The organism is Marinobacter profundi, assembly GCF_002744715.1.
GTDB classification, from domain to species: Bacteria; Pseudomonadota; Gammaproteobacteria; order Pseudomonadales; family Oleiphilaceae; genus Marinobacter; species Marinobacter profundi.
The window spans coordinates 444,765-458,247 of the sequence record NZ_KZ319368.1 but is presented as its reverse complement, the minus strand read 5'-3'; the positions used below and the strand labels follow the sequence as shown (position 1 = coordinate 458,247).

Annotated in this window: 11 protein-coding genes; 9 read left to right on the top strand and 2 right to left on the bottom strand. The window is 60.5% G+C overall.

The features are described 5' to 3' along the window. Positions 1 to 43: 43 nt before the first annotated feature. The 3 genes from CLH61_RS05030 to CLH61_RS05020 are packed head-to-tail and all read left to right on the top strand — an operon-like array spanning position 44 to position 2,545. Positions 44 to 544, top strand: coding sequence for a L,D-transpeptidase (locus CLH61_RS05030; RefSeq protein ID WP_099613600.1), 501 nt, complete (start codon positions 44 to 46; stop codon positions 542 to 544). 52 nt (positions 545 to 596) lie between these two features. Further along, positions 597 to 1,772: a mechanosensitive ion channel family protein gene (locus tag CLH61_RS05025; RefSeq protein WP_099613599.1), complete on the top strand. Its 1,176-nt coding sequence runs from the start codon at positions 597 to 599 to the stop codon at positions 1,770 to 1,772. Further along, positions 1,769 to 2,545 carry an S-methyl-5'-thioinosine phosphorylase gene (locus CLH61_RS05020; protein ID WP_099613598.1) on the top strand — a complete coding sequence of 259 codons (777 nt, stop codon included), beginning with the start codon at positions 1,769 to 1,771 and terminating at the stop codon, positions 2,543 to 2,545. The genes CLH61_RS05025 and CLH61_RS05020 overlap by 4 nt, the downstream gene beginning before the upstream one ends. Here the strand turns inward: CLH61_RS05020 and CLH61_RS05015 are convergent. Beyond that, positions 2,526 to 3,167, bottom strand: a complete 642-nt coding sequence (locus tag CLH61_RS05015) for a CsiV family protein (RefSeq protein WP_099613597.1) — start codon at positions 3,165 to 3,167, stop codon at positions 2,526 to 2,528. The two genes, CLH61_RS05020 and CLH61_RS05015, sit on opposite strands and share 20 nt — an antisense overlap. Before the next feature lie 98 nt (positions 3,168 to 3,265). Then, entirely contained in the window at positions 3,266 to 6,775 is a 3,510-nt protein-coding gene (mfd, locus tag CLH61_RS05010; RefSeq protein WP_099613596.1) for a transcription-repair coupling factor, read from the bottom strand. A 251-nt stretch (positions 6,776 to 7,026) separates the two neighbouring features. On the opposite strand from mfd, the gene CLH61_RS05005 reads away from it, so the two are divergent. From CLH61_RS05005 to nqrE, 6 genes are all read left to right on the top strand, one after another. Further along, on the top strand, positions 7,027 to 8,481 hold the full coding sequence (locus CLH61_RS05005) for a glyceraldehyde-3-phosphate dehydrogenase (protein ID WP_456085551.1): 1,455 nt from the start codon (positions 7,027 to 7,029) through the stop codon (positions 8,479 to 8,481). A gap of 372 nt (positions 8,482 to 8,853) precedes the next feature. Continuing rightward, on the top strand, positions 8,854 to 10,200 hold the full coding sequence (locus tag CLH61_RS05000) for a Na(+)-translocating NADH-quinone reductase subunit A (protein WP_099613594.1): 1,347 nt from the start codon (positions 8,854 to 8,856) through the stop codon (positions 10,198 to 10,200). A gap of 4 nt (positions 10,201 to 10,204) precedes the next feature. Then, a complete protein-coding gene (locus CLH61_RS04995) occupies positions 10,205 to 11,413 on the top strand; it encodes an NADH:ubiquinone reductase (Na(+)-transporting) subunit B (protein ID WP_099613593.1) in 1,209 nt (402 codons plus the stop codon). Beyond that, a complete protein-coding gene (locus CLH61_RS04990) occupies positions 11,406 to 12,206 on the top strand; it encodes a Na(+)-translocating NADH-quinone reductase subunit C (RefSeq protein ID WP_099613592.1) in 801 nt (266 codons plus the stop codon). The genes CLH61_RS04995 and CLH61_RS04990 overlap by 8 nt, the downstream gene beginning before the upstream one ends. 2 nt (positions 12,207 to 12,208) lie before the next feature. Then, positions 12,209 to 12,874: an NADH:ubiquinone reductase (Na(+)-transporting) subunit D gene (locus tag CLH61_RS04985; RefSeq protein WP_099613591.1), complete on the top strand. Its 666-nt coding sequence runs from the start codon at positions 12,209 to 12,211 to the stop codon at positions 12,872 to 12,874. Beyond that, the gene (gene nqrE / locus CLH61_RS04980; protein WP_099613590.1) at positions 12,874 to 13,482 is read left to right on the top strand and encodes an NADH:ubiquinone reductase (Na(+)-transporting) subunit E; all 609 of its coding nucleotides are present in this window, start codon (positions 12,874 to 12,876) and stop codon (positions 13,480 to 13,482) included. Before CLH61_RS04985 ends, nqrE begins: the two co-directional genes overlap by 1 nt. The last annotated feature ends 1 nt before the right edge of the window (position 13,483 follow it).

The following is a 13,483-nucleotide window of genomic DNA, read 5'->3' as shown; positions in this document are numbered from 1 at the left end:
ACACCACCAATTGTGAGCGAGCCTTCGGGGAGCGAGTCCGGCTATGGGAAAACAGGCGGTTGTGGCGCCAAGCCTAGAGATTGACCTGGCGGAACAGACCCTGTGGTTGTTCCCTGGTGGCGATGAATCCCCGCTGCAATACCCCATTTCCTCTGCCCTGCATGGCCCTGGCGAGCGCCAGGACTCTGGCTGCACACCTCGGGGGCAGCATTTTATCCGCGCCTGTATTGGTGCCGGCGAGCCGGAAAACGCGGTATTCCGGGGGCGCCGACCCACCGGTGAAATCTACTCCCCCGCGCTGGCCGCGCAGTATCCCGATCGGGACTGGATCCTCTCTCGAATTCTCTGGTTGTGTGGCCGCGAATGGGGCAGAAACCGCGGTCCGGGGGTCGATAGTTTCCGCCGCTTCATATACATTCACGGCACCCCGGACAGCGAGCCCATGGGGATCCCCCGATCTCATGGCTGTGTCCGCATGAGAAACGCCGACGTCATTGACCTGTTTGCCCGGGTCGGGCCCGGCACCCCGGTATTGATCCGCTGACAAATCCCTGCCCGCAAGGCAGCTGACAACGACCTTAACGCTGAGGACTCCGATGATCGAACAAGGGCTGGGCCTGCTGAACCGCTGGATTGATAGCTGGGGATTGCTGTCGGGTGGCTGGCGGGCAGGCATCATTATCTTTGCCCTGGTGTGTGCCACGGCAACGGTGGCCTACATCGCCAGTCGCGTGGTGGTGGGCCTGGAGAAGCGCTTCGAGGCGACCCGCAACCTGTGGGATGACACCCTGCTGCATGCGGCCCGCCGCCCGCTGGTGGCCTTTGTCTGGTTGCAGGGCATCTACTGGGCGGCCGAGGTTGCCCATCATTTTTCCGACGCGGAAATCTTCTCGGTTAACGACACCTTGCTGCAGGTGGGATTTGTCTGGGTCATCGTATGGACGGTGCTCGGGCTGATCAAAGGGGCGGAGGCAATCTTCACTTCACCCCTGAAGATGAAAAAACCGATGGATTACACCACGGTCAATGCGGTAAGCAAGTTGTCGCGGGCCGTAGTAATCATCACCGCCGTGCTGATCATGCTGCAGTCCCTGGGTTACAGCATTTCCGGTGTGCTGGCCTTTGGTGGCGTCGGCGGTATTGCCGTTGGTTTTGCCGCCAAGGATCTGCTTGCCAACTTCTTCGGCGGTTTCATCATCCATCTGGACCGGCCGTTCAAGGTGGGGGACTGGATCCGCTCGCCGGATCGCAACATCGAAGGCACGGTTGAGCACATTGGCTGGCGACTGACCACCATTCGCACCTTCGACAAGCGCCCGCTCTACGTACCCAATGCCGCGTTCACCACGATTGCCGTGGAAAACCCCTCCCGGATGAGTAACCGGCGGATATCCGAGACCGTCGGCATCCGCTATGCCGATGTCAGCCAGATGGCGACCATTGTCGCTGATATTCGCAGCATGCTGGAGAATCACGACGAGATTGACAGCAAGCAGACGCTGATCGTGAACTTCCTGGCGTTCAATGCGTCCTCGCTGGACATCATGATCTACACCTTTACCAAGACTACGGAGTGGGTGAAGTTTCATGAAATCAAACAGGATGTGCTGCTGAAGATCAGCCAGATCATCGAGGATCACGGTGCTGAAGTGGCATTCCCGACCCGTACCCTCCATCTGCCCGACGGTATCCAGTTGGCGGGCCGAAGTGATGAGCCGGCAGCTGAATCCACAACCGAATCCACAACCGAATCCGGAGACCAGGACAAGTGACCCATACGACCGCACCGGTAGGCATTATCGGAGGCACCGGCCTGACAACCCTGTCGGGCCTGAAGATCATCGGCGAGCGGGACGTGGAAACCCCCTGGGGGCAGCCCTCGGCGCCCCTGGTGGAAGGCGAGCTCGATGGCCAGCAGGTCTTTTTCCTCGCCCGCCATGGCAATCCGCACCGGATTCCGCCCCACCAGGTCAATTACCGCGCCAATCTCTGGGCTCTGCATGCTTCCGGTGTGCGTACGGTTGTCGGCGTCAATGCGGTTGGCGGGATTCATTCCGACATGGGCCCGGCCCACATCGTGATTCCGCACCAGTTGATCGATTACACCTGGGGGCGTGCCAGCACGTTCTTCGAAGGGGAGCTGGATCATGTTACCCATATCGACTTCACCTTCCCCTACACCGAAGCTGCCCGTGAGGTGCTGATTCGGGGTGCACAGGCGGAGCAGGTTCCGTTCTCCGGTTTCGGTGTCTACGGGGCCACCCAGGGGCCGCGACTGGAAACGGCCGCGGAAATCAGCCGGATGGAGCGGGATGGCTGTGACCTGGTGGGCATGACCGGAATGCCGGAAGCGGTGCTCGCTGCGGAGCTGGAGATGAATTACGTGTGCCTTGGCCTGGTGGTGAACTGGGCAGCTGGCAAGTCCGACCACATCATTACCATGGCGGAAATTGACGCCGCCATCGAGCAGGGTATGTCAGGGGTCAAGGCCATCCTTGGCCGCACCGTGCGCGAGCTCGGGGCGTTTACTCGCCAACCTTGTTGAAGAACACCAGCACGCCGATGGTGGGGGAGTCCAGGTAGTGGACTTCCTCGCTGCGCATGCGGCGGTTTTCCCGGATCCAGGTAATCAGTTCCGCGCCTTCCGCCGTAGTTGACGGCCGCCAGTGGTTGAGCTCCACGTCCACGTGCAGGTAACGCTGGCGGTTGATGGTGATCTGGCCTTCAATGTCCCGGTGGCCGGCTTCGGCGAGCCAGTCGCCAACCGCAACCTGCATGGCTTCGCCGTTGTAGTTCGGCGGGAACGACTGGTACCAGCCGGCGGCAGCCACGACCCGGAAGCGGCCACTGTTTTCGAGGCGGCTGGCAGCGGTGTTCAGGGTGAGCTCGCTGCGGGGGGTGAGGTTGAGTGAGCTGATCCGGTTACCGGCGGCGTCCACTACCCACATCTGTTTTGCCAGCCCGGCCACCGGCGCCACGTCACGGCTGGCCATGTGTTCGTTGACCGATTGCGGGTCGACCTTGCGTTCGACAATCACGATCTCGGCCCGGTAGAAATCTTCCCGGGCGCCCCCGGCCTGTTGTGCCAATGCCGGCAGGGCAGTGATAACGAGCAGCGCAGAGGCGATTAACGCCCCGGGCAACGACTTGATTGCTGGCAGTCCCAAAAGTCTTCTCCACAAGGTCCCGGGTCATCCCTGGCCACAACGCCACGGCGGCGCCAGGTACAACAATGGTTGATTCAAACCGGCAGTTGCCGGTGTCCTCACGGCGTCAGTTCGCCGAGCATGTCTGAAACGCAGTCGAGTTTACCACCGGTTGAGGCATCCTTCAGCCTGAACCTGAAGCTGTTGGCCCCCTCCAGGCGGAAGCGGTCCGGTGACTGTTGCACTTTTTTAACCAGGATCAGCGGGTCCACCGGGGTGGAGCTGCCGAACTCCAGGCGCGCCCAGTCCTTGCCGGCATCGATCTTGGTAATGCCGAGCGCTTCGGCCCGCAGCCGCAGTTCGGTTTGCCGGACCAGGTTCTTCGCGGGCTCCGGTAACAAACCGAAGCGGTCGATCATTTCCACCTGAAGTTCTTTTAATGCGTCCTTCGATCGGACACTGGCGATGCGCTTGTAAAGCATCAGCCGGTTGTGCACGTCCGGCAGGTAGTCGTCCGGGATCAGGGCCGGAATGCGCAGGTTGATCTCGGTGCCATGGCTCAGGGGCAGGTCGGCATTGGGGGTGCGGCCCTCACGGATAGCCTTGACTGCTTCATCCAGCAGTTGCATGTACAGGGTGAAGCCGATGCTTTCGATCTGGCCGCTCTGTTCCTCGCCAAGCAGTTCACCGGCACCGCGGATTTCCAGGTCGTGGGTGGCCAGCATGAAACCGGCGCCCAGGTCCTGGGCCTCGGAGATGGCGTCGAGCCGTTTTCTGGCATCGGCGGTGATGGTTTTGGGCGGTGGCGTCAGCAGGTAGGCGTATGCCTGGTGATGGGAGCGACCGACCCGGCCGCGCAGCTGATGCAGCTGTGCCAGGCCGAACTTGTCGGCGCGCTCTATGATGATGGTGTTGGCGCTCGGAATGTCGATGCCGGTCTCGATAATGGTGGTGCAGACCAGCACATTGAACCGTTTGTGGTAGAAGTCCGACATGATCTGCTCCAGTTCCCGCTCCCGCATCTGACCGTGGGCCACCCCGACCCGGGCTTCCGGAATCAGCCGGCGCAGGTCCTCGGCGGTCTTCTGGATTGTCGCCACGTCGTTGTGCAGGAAATATACCTGGCCGCCCCGCAGGATCTCCCGCAGGATCGCTTCCTTGACCATGGCGTCGTCGCGCTGGCGGACGAAGGTCTTGACCGACAGCCGGCGGGCCGGAGGCGTGGCAATGATCGACAGGTCCCGCAGGTGCCCCATGGCCATGTTGAGGGTTCGCGGAATCGGCGTTGCGGTCAGGGTCAGCATGTCGACTTCGGCGCGCAGGGTTTTCAGTCGTTCCTTCTGCTGGACGCCGAAGCGGTGCTCTTCGTCAATGATGACCAGGCCCAGGTTCTTGAAGCGGATGTCGCCCTGCAGCAGTTTGTGGGTGCCGATGACGATATCGGCCTTGCCGCTTTCGATATTGGCCAGGGTCTTGTTGCTCTGGCTGGTGCTGCGGAACCGGCTCAGCAGCTCGACCGTGACCGGGGTATCGGAGAACCGGTCGCGGAAGGACTCATAGTGCTGCTGGGCAAGCAGGGTCGTGGGCACCAGTACCGCGACCTGTTTGCCGGACCAGGATGCGAGGAATGCAGCGCGCATGGCCACTTCGGTCTTGCCGAAGCCGACGTCGCCACACACTAGCCTGTCCATCGGGCGGTCGCTGGTCATGTCATCGAAAACCGCCTCGATCGCGGCCTCCTGGTCGGCGGTTTCCTCGAACGGGAAGCCCGCGGCGAAGGCGCGATAGGCCTCTTTCGGGTCGTCAAAGGCAAATCCCTTCTTTGCCTCGCGGCGGGCGTAGACGTCCAGCAGCTCCGCCGCGGTGTCGCGGATCTTCTCCAGGGCCTTCTGCTTGGCGTTGCTCCAGCGGTCGGTGCCGAGCTTGTGCAGCGGGGCGTGCTCCAGGTCCGAACCGGCGTAACGGGAAATCAGGTGGAGGCTGGAGACCGGCACGTAGAGCTTGGCGCCGCCGGCATATTCCAGCATCAGGAATTCACTCGCTTCACCTTCCACGGTGATGGTTTCCAGACCCTGGTAGCGGCCCACGCCGTGGTCAATATGCACCACTGGAGCACCAATCCGCAGCTCGGACAGGTCGCGATAGCCGGAATCGTCCACTTCGGTGGGCTTCTCCCGCCGGCGCCGTTGCAGAACCCGCTCACCAAACAGCGCCGTTTCGGTAATCAGCGCCAGGTGCTGGTCGGGCAGCAGCAGGCCCTGTTCCATGGGCGCGATGGTGATGCCAAGTGAGCAGTCGGTGTCGGCCAGGAAGGCGTGCCAGCTGTCGAAGGTGTGGGGCAGGAGCTTGTGGTCGGCCAGGTTTTCAAGCAGTGCCTCGCGACGACCGGACGACTCGGCGCAGATCAGCACCCGGCCGCCGAACTCGTTGAGAAAGCGCTTGAGGCGCGCAGCCGGATCGGCGGCCCGGCCATCCATCGCAACATCTGGCAGCTGGCCGGTGGCACAATTGACGGCGCCCGCGGAACTGGCGGTTTCGGCGGTGGTGGTGACCCGCGGAAAGCGCTTGAGCTGGCCGAACAGTTCGTCCTGCTGGAGAAATAGCCTGGCCGGCGGCAGGATGGGCCGCAGGCGGTCATGGCGTCGCTCCTCGTAGCGGGCCCGGGTATCGGCATCGAACAGTTCGACGGCGTCGTTAAGGCCGGCAGCGGTGACCACGTGGGTTGTTGCCGGCAGATAATCGAACAGGGTGGCGGTGTCGTCGAAAAACAGCGGCAGGTAGTACTCGATACCCGGTGGAGTTATGCCGTGGCTCACGTCCTGGTAGACCGGAGCATCTTTGTCTGCATTGGGGAACTGTTCGAACCAGCGGTTACGGAAGCCGGAGCGGGCTTCCTTGTGCCAGGGGAATTCGTTGGCGGGCAGCAGTTCGATGCGTTCGATCCGGTCAATGGAGCGCTGGGTCTCCGGATCGAAGGTGCGCAGGGTTTCTATTTCGTCATCGAACAGGTCGATGCGATAGGGCAGCGTGGCACCCATGGGGTAGATGTCAAGAATCGCTCCCCGCACGGCGTATTCCCCGTGCTCGTAAACATTCTCTGCATGACGGTAGCCAGCGGCTTCCAGATGCATGCGCCAGCTGTCGATGTCCAGGGCCTGGCCGGTTTCCAGTAACAGGGTGTTGCCCTGCAGATAACTCACCGGAGGCAGCCGGTGCATCAGCGTCCGCGCCGGCACCACCAGCACGCCGTGGCGGGTGGCGGGTAACCGGTGCAGGGTGCGGATTCGCCGCGAAGTAATGTCCTGGTGTGGTGAAAACAGGTCATAGGGCAGGGTTTCCCAGTCCGGCAGCGACAGCAGTTCCAGGCCGTCGGCACTGATGGCCGGGCCATCTTCTTCCGCCGGCAGCCCCAGGTAGAAGCGCATGGCCTGCTCCAGGCGGATGGCTTCATCGGTGCTGCGGGTGACAACCAGGGTCAATCCCGGGTGCTGGCGGGTACTCTCGCAAATGGCGAGGGCGTCGCTGCTGCCGTGTAACTGGCCCCAGATGCGGTGGTCCGGAGCGGTGCCGGGGAACGACGGGGCCAGCAGCACCGTTGCGGGCTGGCGGGTTGGTGCGCCTTGGGTCATGGCTGTCAGTGCTCTCCTGCGTTAGGGGTCCGGAGACGGGGAGGTCGGCTATTCTACCGGTCGGCTGTGACGCTGTCATGGCGCTGTCCCGGGCCGGAAATGATGGCCGCGGTATTACCATGTCGTCAGATAAGCCGGTGTCTACGAACGGAGGGGGCGTCTGTATTTGCGATCCCGTGCTTTACGTTGGATAATATGCGCCCAAAATTCCCAGAGCCAACTGCAGAGGTTCAAGCGTGAGTCACGAACAGATCAACCAGCACCTGTCTAACTGGACGGACAGAGAATCCACTGCGGAAGCCATGATTCCGCTTATCGGTCGCCTCTACCGGAAGAACAACGTTGTTACTTCTGTTTATGGTCGCGCCATCATCAACCAGTCGGTTATCGATATTATCCGTGCGCACCGGTTTGTTCGTCAGGTCGAGGACAGCGAGCTGTCCGTTCATGACACCCTGCCGATCCTGCAGGCCATGGATGAACTCGACCTGGGGCGGGCTCATGTAGACATCGGCAAGCTGGCGGTCAAGTTCAAGGCCGAAGGTGGCGACCTGACCGAGTTCCTGAAGCGTGAAATCGGCCCCATCGTCGGGCAGTATGCCGCGCAGTCTGAAGAAAACGCCAATGGCGGCACCAAGGATATCGTGCTCTACGGCTTCGGCCGTATCGGTCGTCTGCTGGCCCGTATCCTGATCGAAAAGGCCGGCGGTGGTAACAACCTGCGCCTGCGTGCCATCGTGGTTCGCCAGGGCGGCGCCGACAACGATCTGGAAAAGCGTGCCAGCCTGCTGCGTCGGGATTCCGTGCATGGACCGTTTGACGGCACCATCACCGTTGATGAGGAAAACTCGGCACTGATCGCCAACGGTAATTTTATCAAGGTGATCTATTCCGACGGCCCGGACAAGGTGGACTACACCGAGTACGGTATCAACAATGCCATCGTGATCGACAACACCGGTAAGTGGCGTGATGAAGCCGGCCTGGGTCTGCACCTGAAGTCCAAGGGCGTCAGCCGGGTCATCCTTACGGCGCCGGGCAAGGGCGACATCAAGAACATCGTTTATGGCATCAACAACGACTGGATCACTGACGAGGACAAGATCCTGTCGGCAGCATCCTGTACCACCAATGCCATTACCCCGGTGCTGAAGGCCATCAACGACGAATATGGCATCGAAGACGGCCACGTCGAGACAGTTCACTCCTACACCAACGACCAGAACCTGATCGACAACTACCACAAGGGCAGTCGTCGTGGCCGCAGTGCGCCGCTGAACATGGTGATCACCGAAACCGGTGCAGCCAAGGCGGTGGCCAAGGCGCTGCCGGAGCTGAAGGGCAAGCTGAGCGGTAATGCCATTCGGGTGCCGACACCGAACGTGTCCATGGCAATCCTCAACCTGAACTTGAAGAGTGAGGTTGATGCGGAGTCCGTCAACGAATACCTGCGGGATATGGCGCTGCATTCCGAGCTGCAGAAGCAGATCGATTTCGTCAACTCGCCGGAAGTGGTGTCCACCGACTTCGTGGGCTCCCGCCATGCCGGTATCGTCGACGCCCAGGCCACCATCGCCAATGGCAAGCGCCTGATCCTGTACGTGTGGTACGACAACGAGTTCGGCTACAGCGCCCAGGTGGTTCGTTGTGTCAACCAGATGGCTGGTGTGACTTATCCGATCTTCCCGAAGCGCGCCCGCGACTGATTGCTGCGGGCCATCGCCGGTGAGGGTGCGGTACGCCGTGGCCTCGCCTGCGATTGCTGAAAACCCCGGTTGGTTGGTCCGCCGGGGTTTTTTGTGCCTGTTAATCCGGCGTGTCGCTTTGCTAAGGGTATTAAAGTCTCCGCGGTTCTGGTGGAAATGCCGCCCCCGAGTCTCTATAATTGGCGCGATTTTGGGTACGTCTGGCACCCGTTTCTCAATCCTTTCCTGCTAGCAGAGCTTCCGGATCCCCGCGCGGGCCGGGCTTGGTTACTTTGGCATCACCGTCCGGTGGGTCGCCGAAGCGGGAGGCTGGGTCGCTGGAGTCGGGCGTGGCAAATCCATCGAAAAGTTTCTGATGATTGGACGAGGCTAATGATCAAGATCAAAAAAGGCCTGGATCTTCCCATCAGCGGCGCTCCCGAACAGACCATTACTGACGGCAAACCCGTTCGCCACGTGGCGTTGATCGGTTTTGACTACAACGGCATGAAGCCGACCATGGCTGTGAAAGAAGGGGACCGCGTCAAGCGCGGCACGCTGCTGTTTACGGACAAGAAGACCGAAGGCGTACGCTATACGTCACCTGCCGCCGGCACGGTGAAAGAAGTCAATCGCGGTGAGCGCCGTGTGTTCCAGTCAGTCGTCATCGAAGTGGATGGTGATGAGGCTGAGACCTTTGCTCGCTACAATGTATCTGATTTTGTCGGCCTGGAGCGTCAACAGGTTGTCGACAACCTGGTTGAATCCGGTCTCTGGACTGCGTTCCGCACGCGCCCCTACAGCAAAGTCCCCGCCATCGATACTGCCCCGCACTCCATCTTTGTTTCTGTCATGGACACCAACCCGCTTGCCGCGGATCCAATGGTGATCATTGGTGAGAAACGTGCGGCTTTCGAGCAGGGCCTGCAGTTGCTGACCCGCCTGACCAACGGCAAGGTCTTCGTATGTGGCAAGCCGGGGGCAGACGTTCCGGTACCCCGGTCCGATGCCGTGGAAGTGCACCAGTTTGACGGTGTTCACCCGGCCGGTAACGTTGGTACCCATATCCATCACCTGGATCCGGTCTCCGTCAGCAAAACCGTGTGGACCATTGGCTACCAGGATGTGATCGACATCGGCACCCTGTTTGAAACCGGTGAACTTCCGGTGGAGCGGGTTGTTGCCGTAGCTGGTCCGAAGGCGCTGAAGCCGCGCCTGTTGCGCACGCGCCTCGGTGCCAGCCTGACCGAACTGCTCGATGGCGAAGTCGCCACTGACTGCGAGGTCCGGATGATTTCCGGTTCGGTGTTTGGCGGTCGTCGTGGTGCCGGCCCCTGTGCCTACCTCGGTCGTTTTGCCAACCAGGTATCTGTGCTTGAAGAAGGCTACAAGCGCGAGTTCATGGGCTGGCTGTCTCCGGGCGCCAACAAGTTCTCGGTGCTGAACATCTATCTGTCCAAGCTCGCCGGTGGCAAGCTGTTCAACTTCACCACCACCACCAACGGCAGTGAGCGTGCCATGGTACCGGTCGGTGCCTATGAGCAGGTCATGCCGCTGGATATCCTGCCTACCCAGCTGCTGCGTTCGCTGATTGTCGGTGACACTGAAATGGCACAGAAACTGGGTGCACTGGAACTGGATGAAGAAGATCTGGCGCTGTGTACCTTCGTGTGCCCGGGTAAATACGAATACGGTCCGATTCTCCGTGAGAACCTGACCCGAATCGAGATCGAGGGCTAATACGATGGCAATCCGACAGTTTCTCGACGGTATCGAGCATCATTTTGAAAAAGGCGGCAAGTACGAGCGCTGGTACGCGCTGTACGAAGCCGTTGATACGATTTTCTATACGCCCGGCAAGGTTGCATCCACTACGTCCCATGTTCGCGACGGGGTAGACCTCAAGCGCATCATGATCACGGTGTGGTTGTGTACCTTCCCGGCCATGTTCTTCGGCATGTGGAACATCGGCTTCCAGGCCAACAGCTTCCTGGCGGACAATCCCGGCGCCATGATTGCCGACGGTGGCCTGCGTGCAGCCTTCATCCAGGCGCTGGCGGTGACTGGTGCCGGTGCTGGCTGGTGGGACAACTTTGTCTACGGCATGGCCTACTTCGTCCCCGTGTACTTCGTCACCTTTGTGGTGGGTGGTTTCTGGGAAGTGTTGTTTGCCACCGTGCGCCGTCACGAAGTGAACGAAGGTTTCTTCGTCACCTCTGTGCTGTTCGCCCTGATCTGCCCGCCCACCATCCCGTTGTGGCAGGTGGCTCTGGGTATCAGCTTCGGTGTGGTGATCGGTAAGGAAGTGTTTGGCGGTACCGGCAAGAACTTCCTTAACCCGGCCCTGACCGGCCGCGCGTTCCTGTACTTCGCCTACCCGGCGCAGATCTCCGGTGACACCGTGTGGACCGCCGTCGATGGCTTCAGTGGCGCTACAGCCCTGAGCTGGGCCGCCAGCGGTGGCCTGGAAGCGCTCGAAGCCCAGATCGGCTGGATGAACGCCTTTGTCGGTAACATCCAGGGTTCCATGGGTGAGACCTCCACCATTGCGGTGCTTATTGGCGGGCTGATCCTGCTGGGCATGAAGATCGCCAGCTACCGGATTGTCGGTGGTGTGATGATCGGCATGATCGGCATGTCGGTGCTGCTGAACGTTGTCGGCTCCGACACCAACCCGATGTTCGGCGTGCCGGCCCACTGGCACCTGGTCATGGGCGGCTTCGCCTTCGGTATGATGTTCATGGCCACGGATCCGGTATCCGCCTCGATGACCAACACCGGTCGTTGGTGTTTCGGTATCCTGGTCGGCGTCATGACCGTACTGATCCGCGTTATCAACCCGGCGTTTCCGGAAGGCATCATGCTGGCCATCCTGTTCGCCAACCTGTTTGCCCCGCTGATGGACCACTACGTGGTTCAGGCCAACATCAAACGGAGGCTCGCTCGTGGCTAAAGCTAAAGAAACTGTCTCCAGAACCCTGATCGTCGCCGCGGTATTGAGTGTTGTGTTCTCGGTCGTGGTCTCCACGGCGGCGGTCATGCTCCGTCCGGCGCAGATCAAGAACCAGAACCTCGACATCAAGACCAACATCCTGGCAGCCGCCGGCATGTTGCAGCAGGGCGCCAGTGCCGCCGAAATCGAGGAAGCGTTCGGCCGTTTTGACGTCCGCCTGCTCGACCTGGACTCCGGTGACTACGTGGAGCCGTCGGCTGTCGGTGTTGAAGATCCGATGAAGTACGACATGTACAAGGCGGCCTCCGACCCGGCCATGTCCGAGTCGATCCCTTCCGGTGAGGACCGCGCCGGTATCAAGCGTCGGCCCAACATTGCCAAGATCTATACCCTGAGCGAAAACGGTGAACTCAAGCGCGTTGTGCTGCCGGTTCACGGTTATGGCCTGTGGTCGACGCTCTACGGCTTTGTGTCCCTGGAAGGCGATGCCAATACCATCGAAGGCCTGGGTTTCTATGCCCACGCCGAGACCCCCGGCCTGGGTGGTGAGGTGGATAACCCGCGCTGGAAACAGCAGTGGGTTGGCAAGGAAGTTTACGGTGAGCAGGGCGAGCCGCAAATCCGGCTGATCAAGGGCGGCGTCGATGCCAATGCAGAAGGCAGGGAGCATAAAGTGGATGCCCTGTCCGGTGCTACCCTGACAAGCCGCGGTGTGGAAAACCTGGTCAACTACTGGATGGGTGACCGTGGTTATGCGCCGTTCCTGAACAAACTTCGTCAAGGGGAGGTCTGATCATGTCAGACGTAACCGCCAAGCAGGTTCTCTTCGAACCGATTTTCAGTAACAACCCGATCGGGCTGCAGATCCTCGGGATCTGCTCCGCCCTGGCGGTAACCACCAGCCTGAACGTGACGATCGTCATGTGTCTGTCGGTTATCGCGGTAACAGCCTTCTCCAACCTGGCTGTATCCCTGGTGCGCACCCAGATTCCGGGCAGTATCCGGATCATCGTGCAGATGACCATCATTGCGTCCCTGGTTATCGTGGTTGACCAGATCCTCAAGGCCTATGCCTATGAAATCAGCAAGCAGCTCTCGGTATTCGTTGGCCTGATTATCACCAACTGTATCGTTATGGGCCGTGCCGAAGGTTTCGCCATGAAGAACGGCCCCTGGCTCAGCTTCCTTGACGGTATCGGTAATGGTCTGGGCTACTCGGTAATGCTGCTGTTCGTGGCGTTCTTCCGCGAGCTGCTGGGCGCTGGCTCACTGTTCGGTGTCACCCTGCTGCCGACCGTCAATGAAGGTGGCTGGTACATCCCGAACGGTCTGCTGCTGTTGCCGCCGAGCGCGTTCTTCATTATCGGTCTGGCCATCTGGGGTCTGCGCGTGTGGAAACCGGAGCAGGTTGAAGAGCCTGATTACAAAATGTCCCGTCACAAGACCAAGGAGGCGTTCTGATGGAACACTATATCAGTCTGCTGCTGAAGGCCGTGTTTGTTGAGAACATGGCGCTGGCGTTCTTCCTCGGTATGTGTACCTTCCTGGCCATCTCCAAGAAGATCGAGGCGGCCATTGGTCTGGGTATTGCGGTTGTTGTAGTTTTGACCCTCACCGTGCCGGTGAACAACCTGATCTACAACAATATCCTGCGTGAAGGTGCGCTGGACTGGGCGGGACTGCCGAACACCGACCTGAGCTTCCTCGGCCTGATTACCTACATCGGAGTTATCGCCGCGATCGTACAGATCATGGAGATGGTGCTGGACAAGTACATTCCGGCCCTCTACTCCGCGCTGGGGGTTTTCCTGCCGCTGATCACCGTGAACTGCGCCATCATGGGTGCGGCCCTGTTCATGGTTGAGCGGGACTACACCTTTGGCGAGAGTGTGGTGTACGGCTTTGGTGCCGGTCTGGGCTGGGCCCTGGCCATCGTGGCGCTGGCGGGTATCCGTGAGAAGCTGAAGTACAGCGACGTTCCGGAAGGCCTGCGGGGCCTGGGCATCACCTTCGTCACGGTTGGTCTGATGTCCCTGGGCTTCATGTCGTTCTCAGGTATTTCACTGTAAT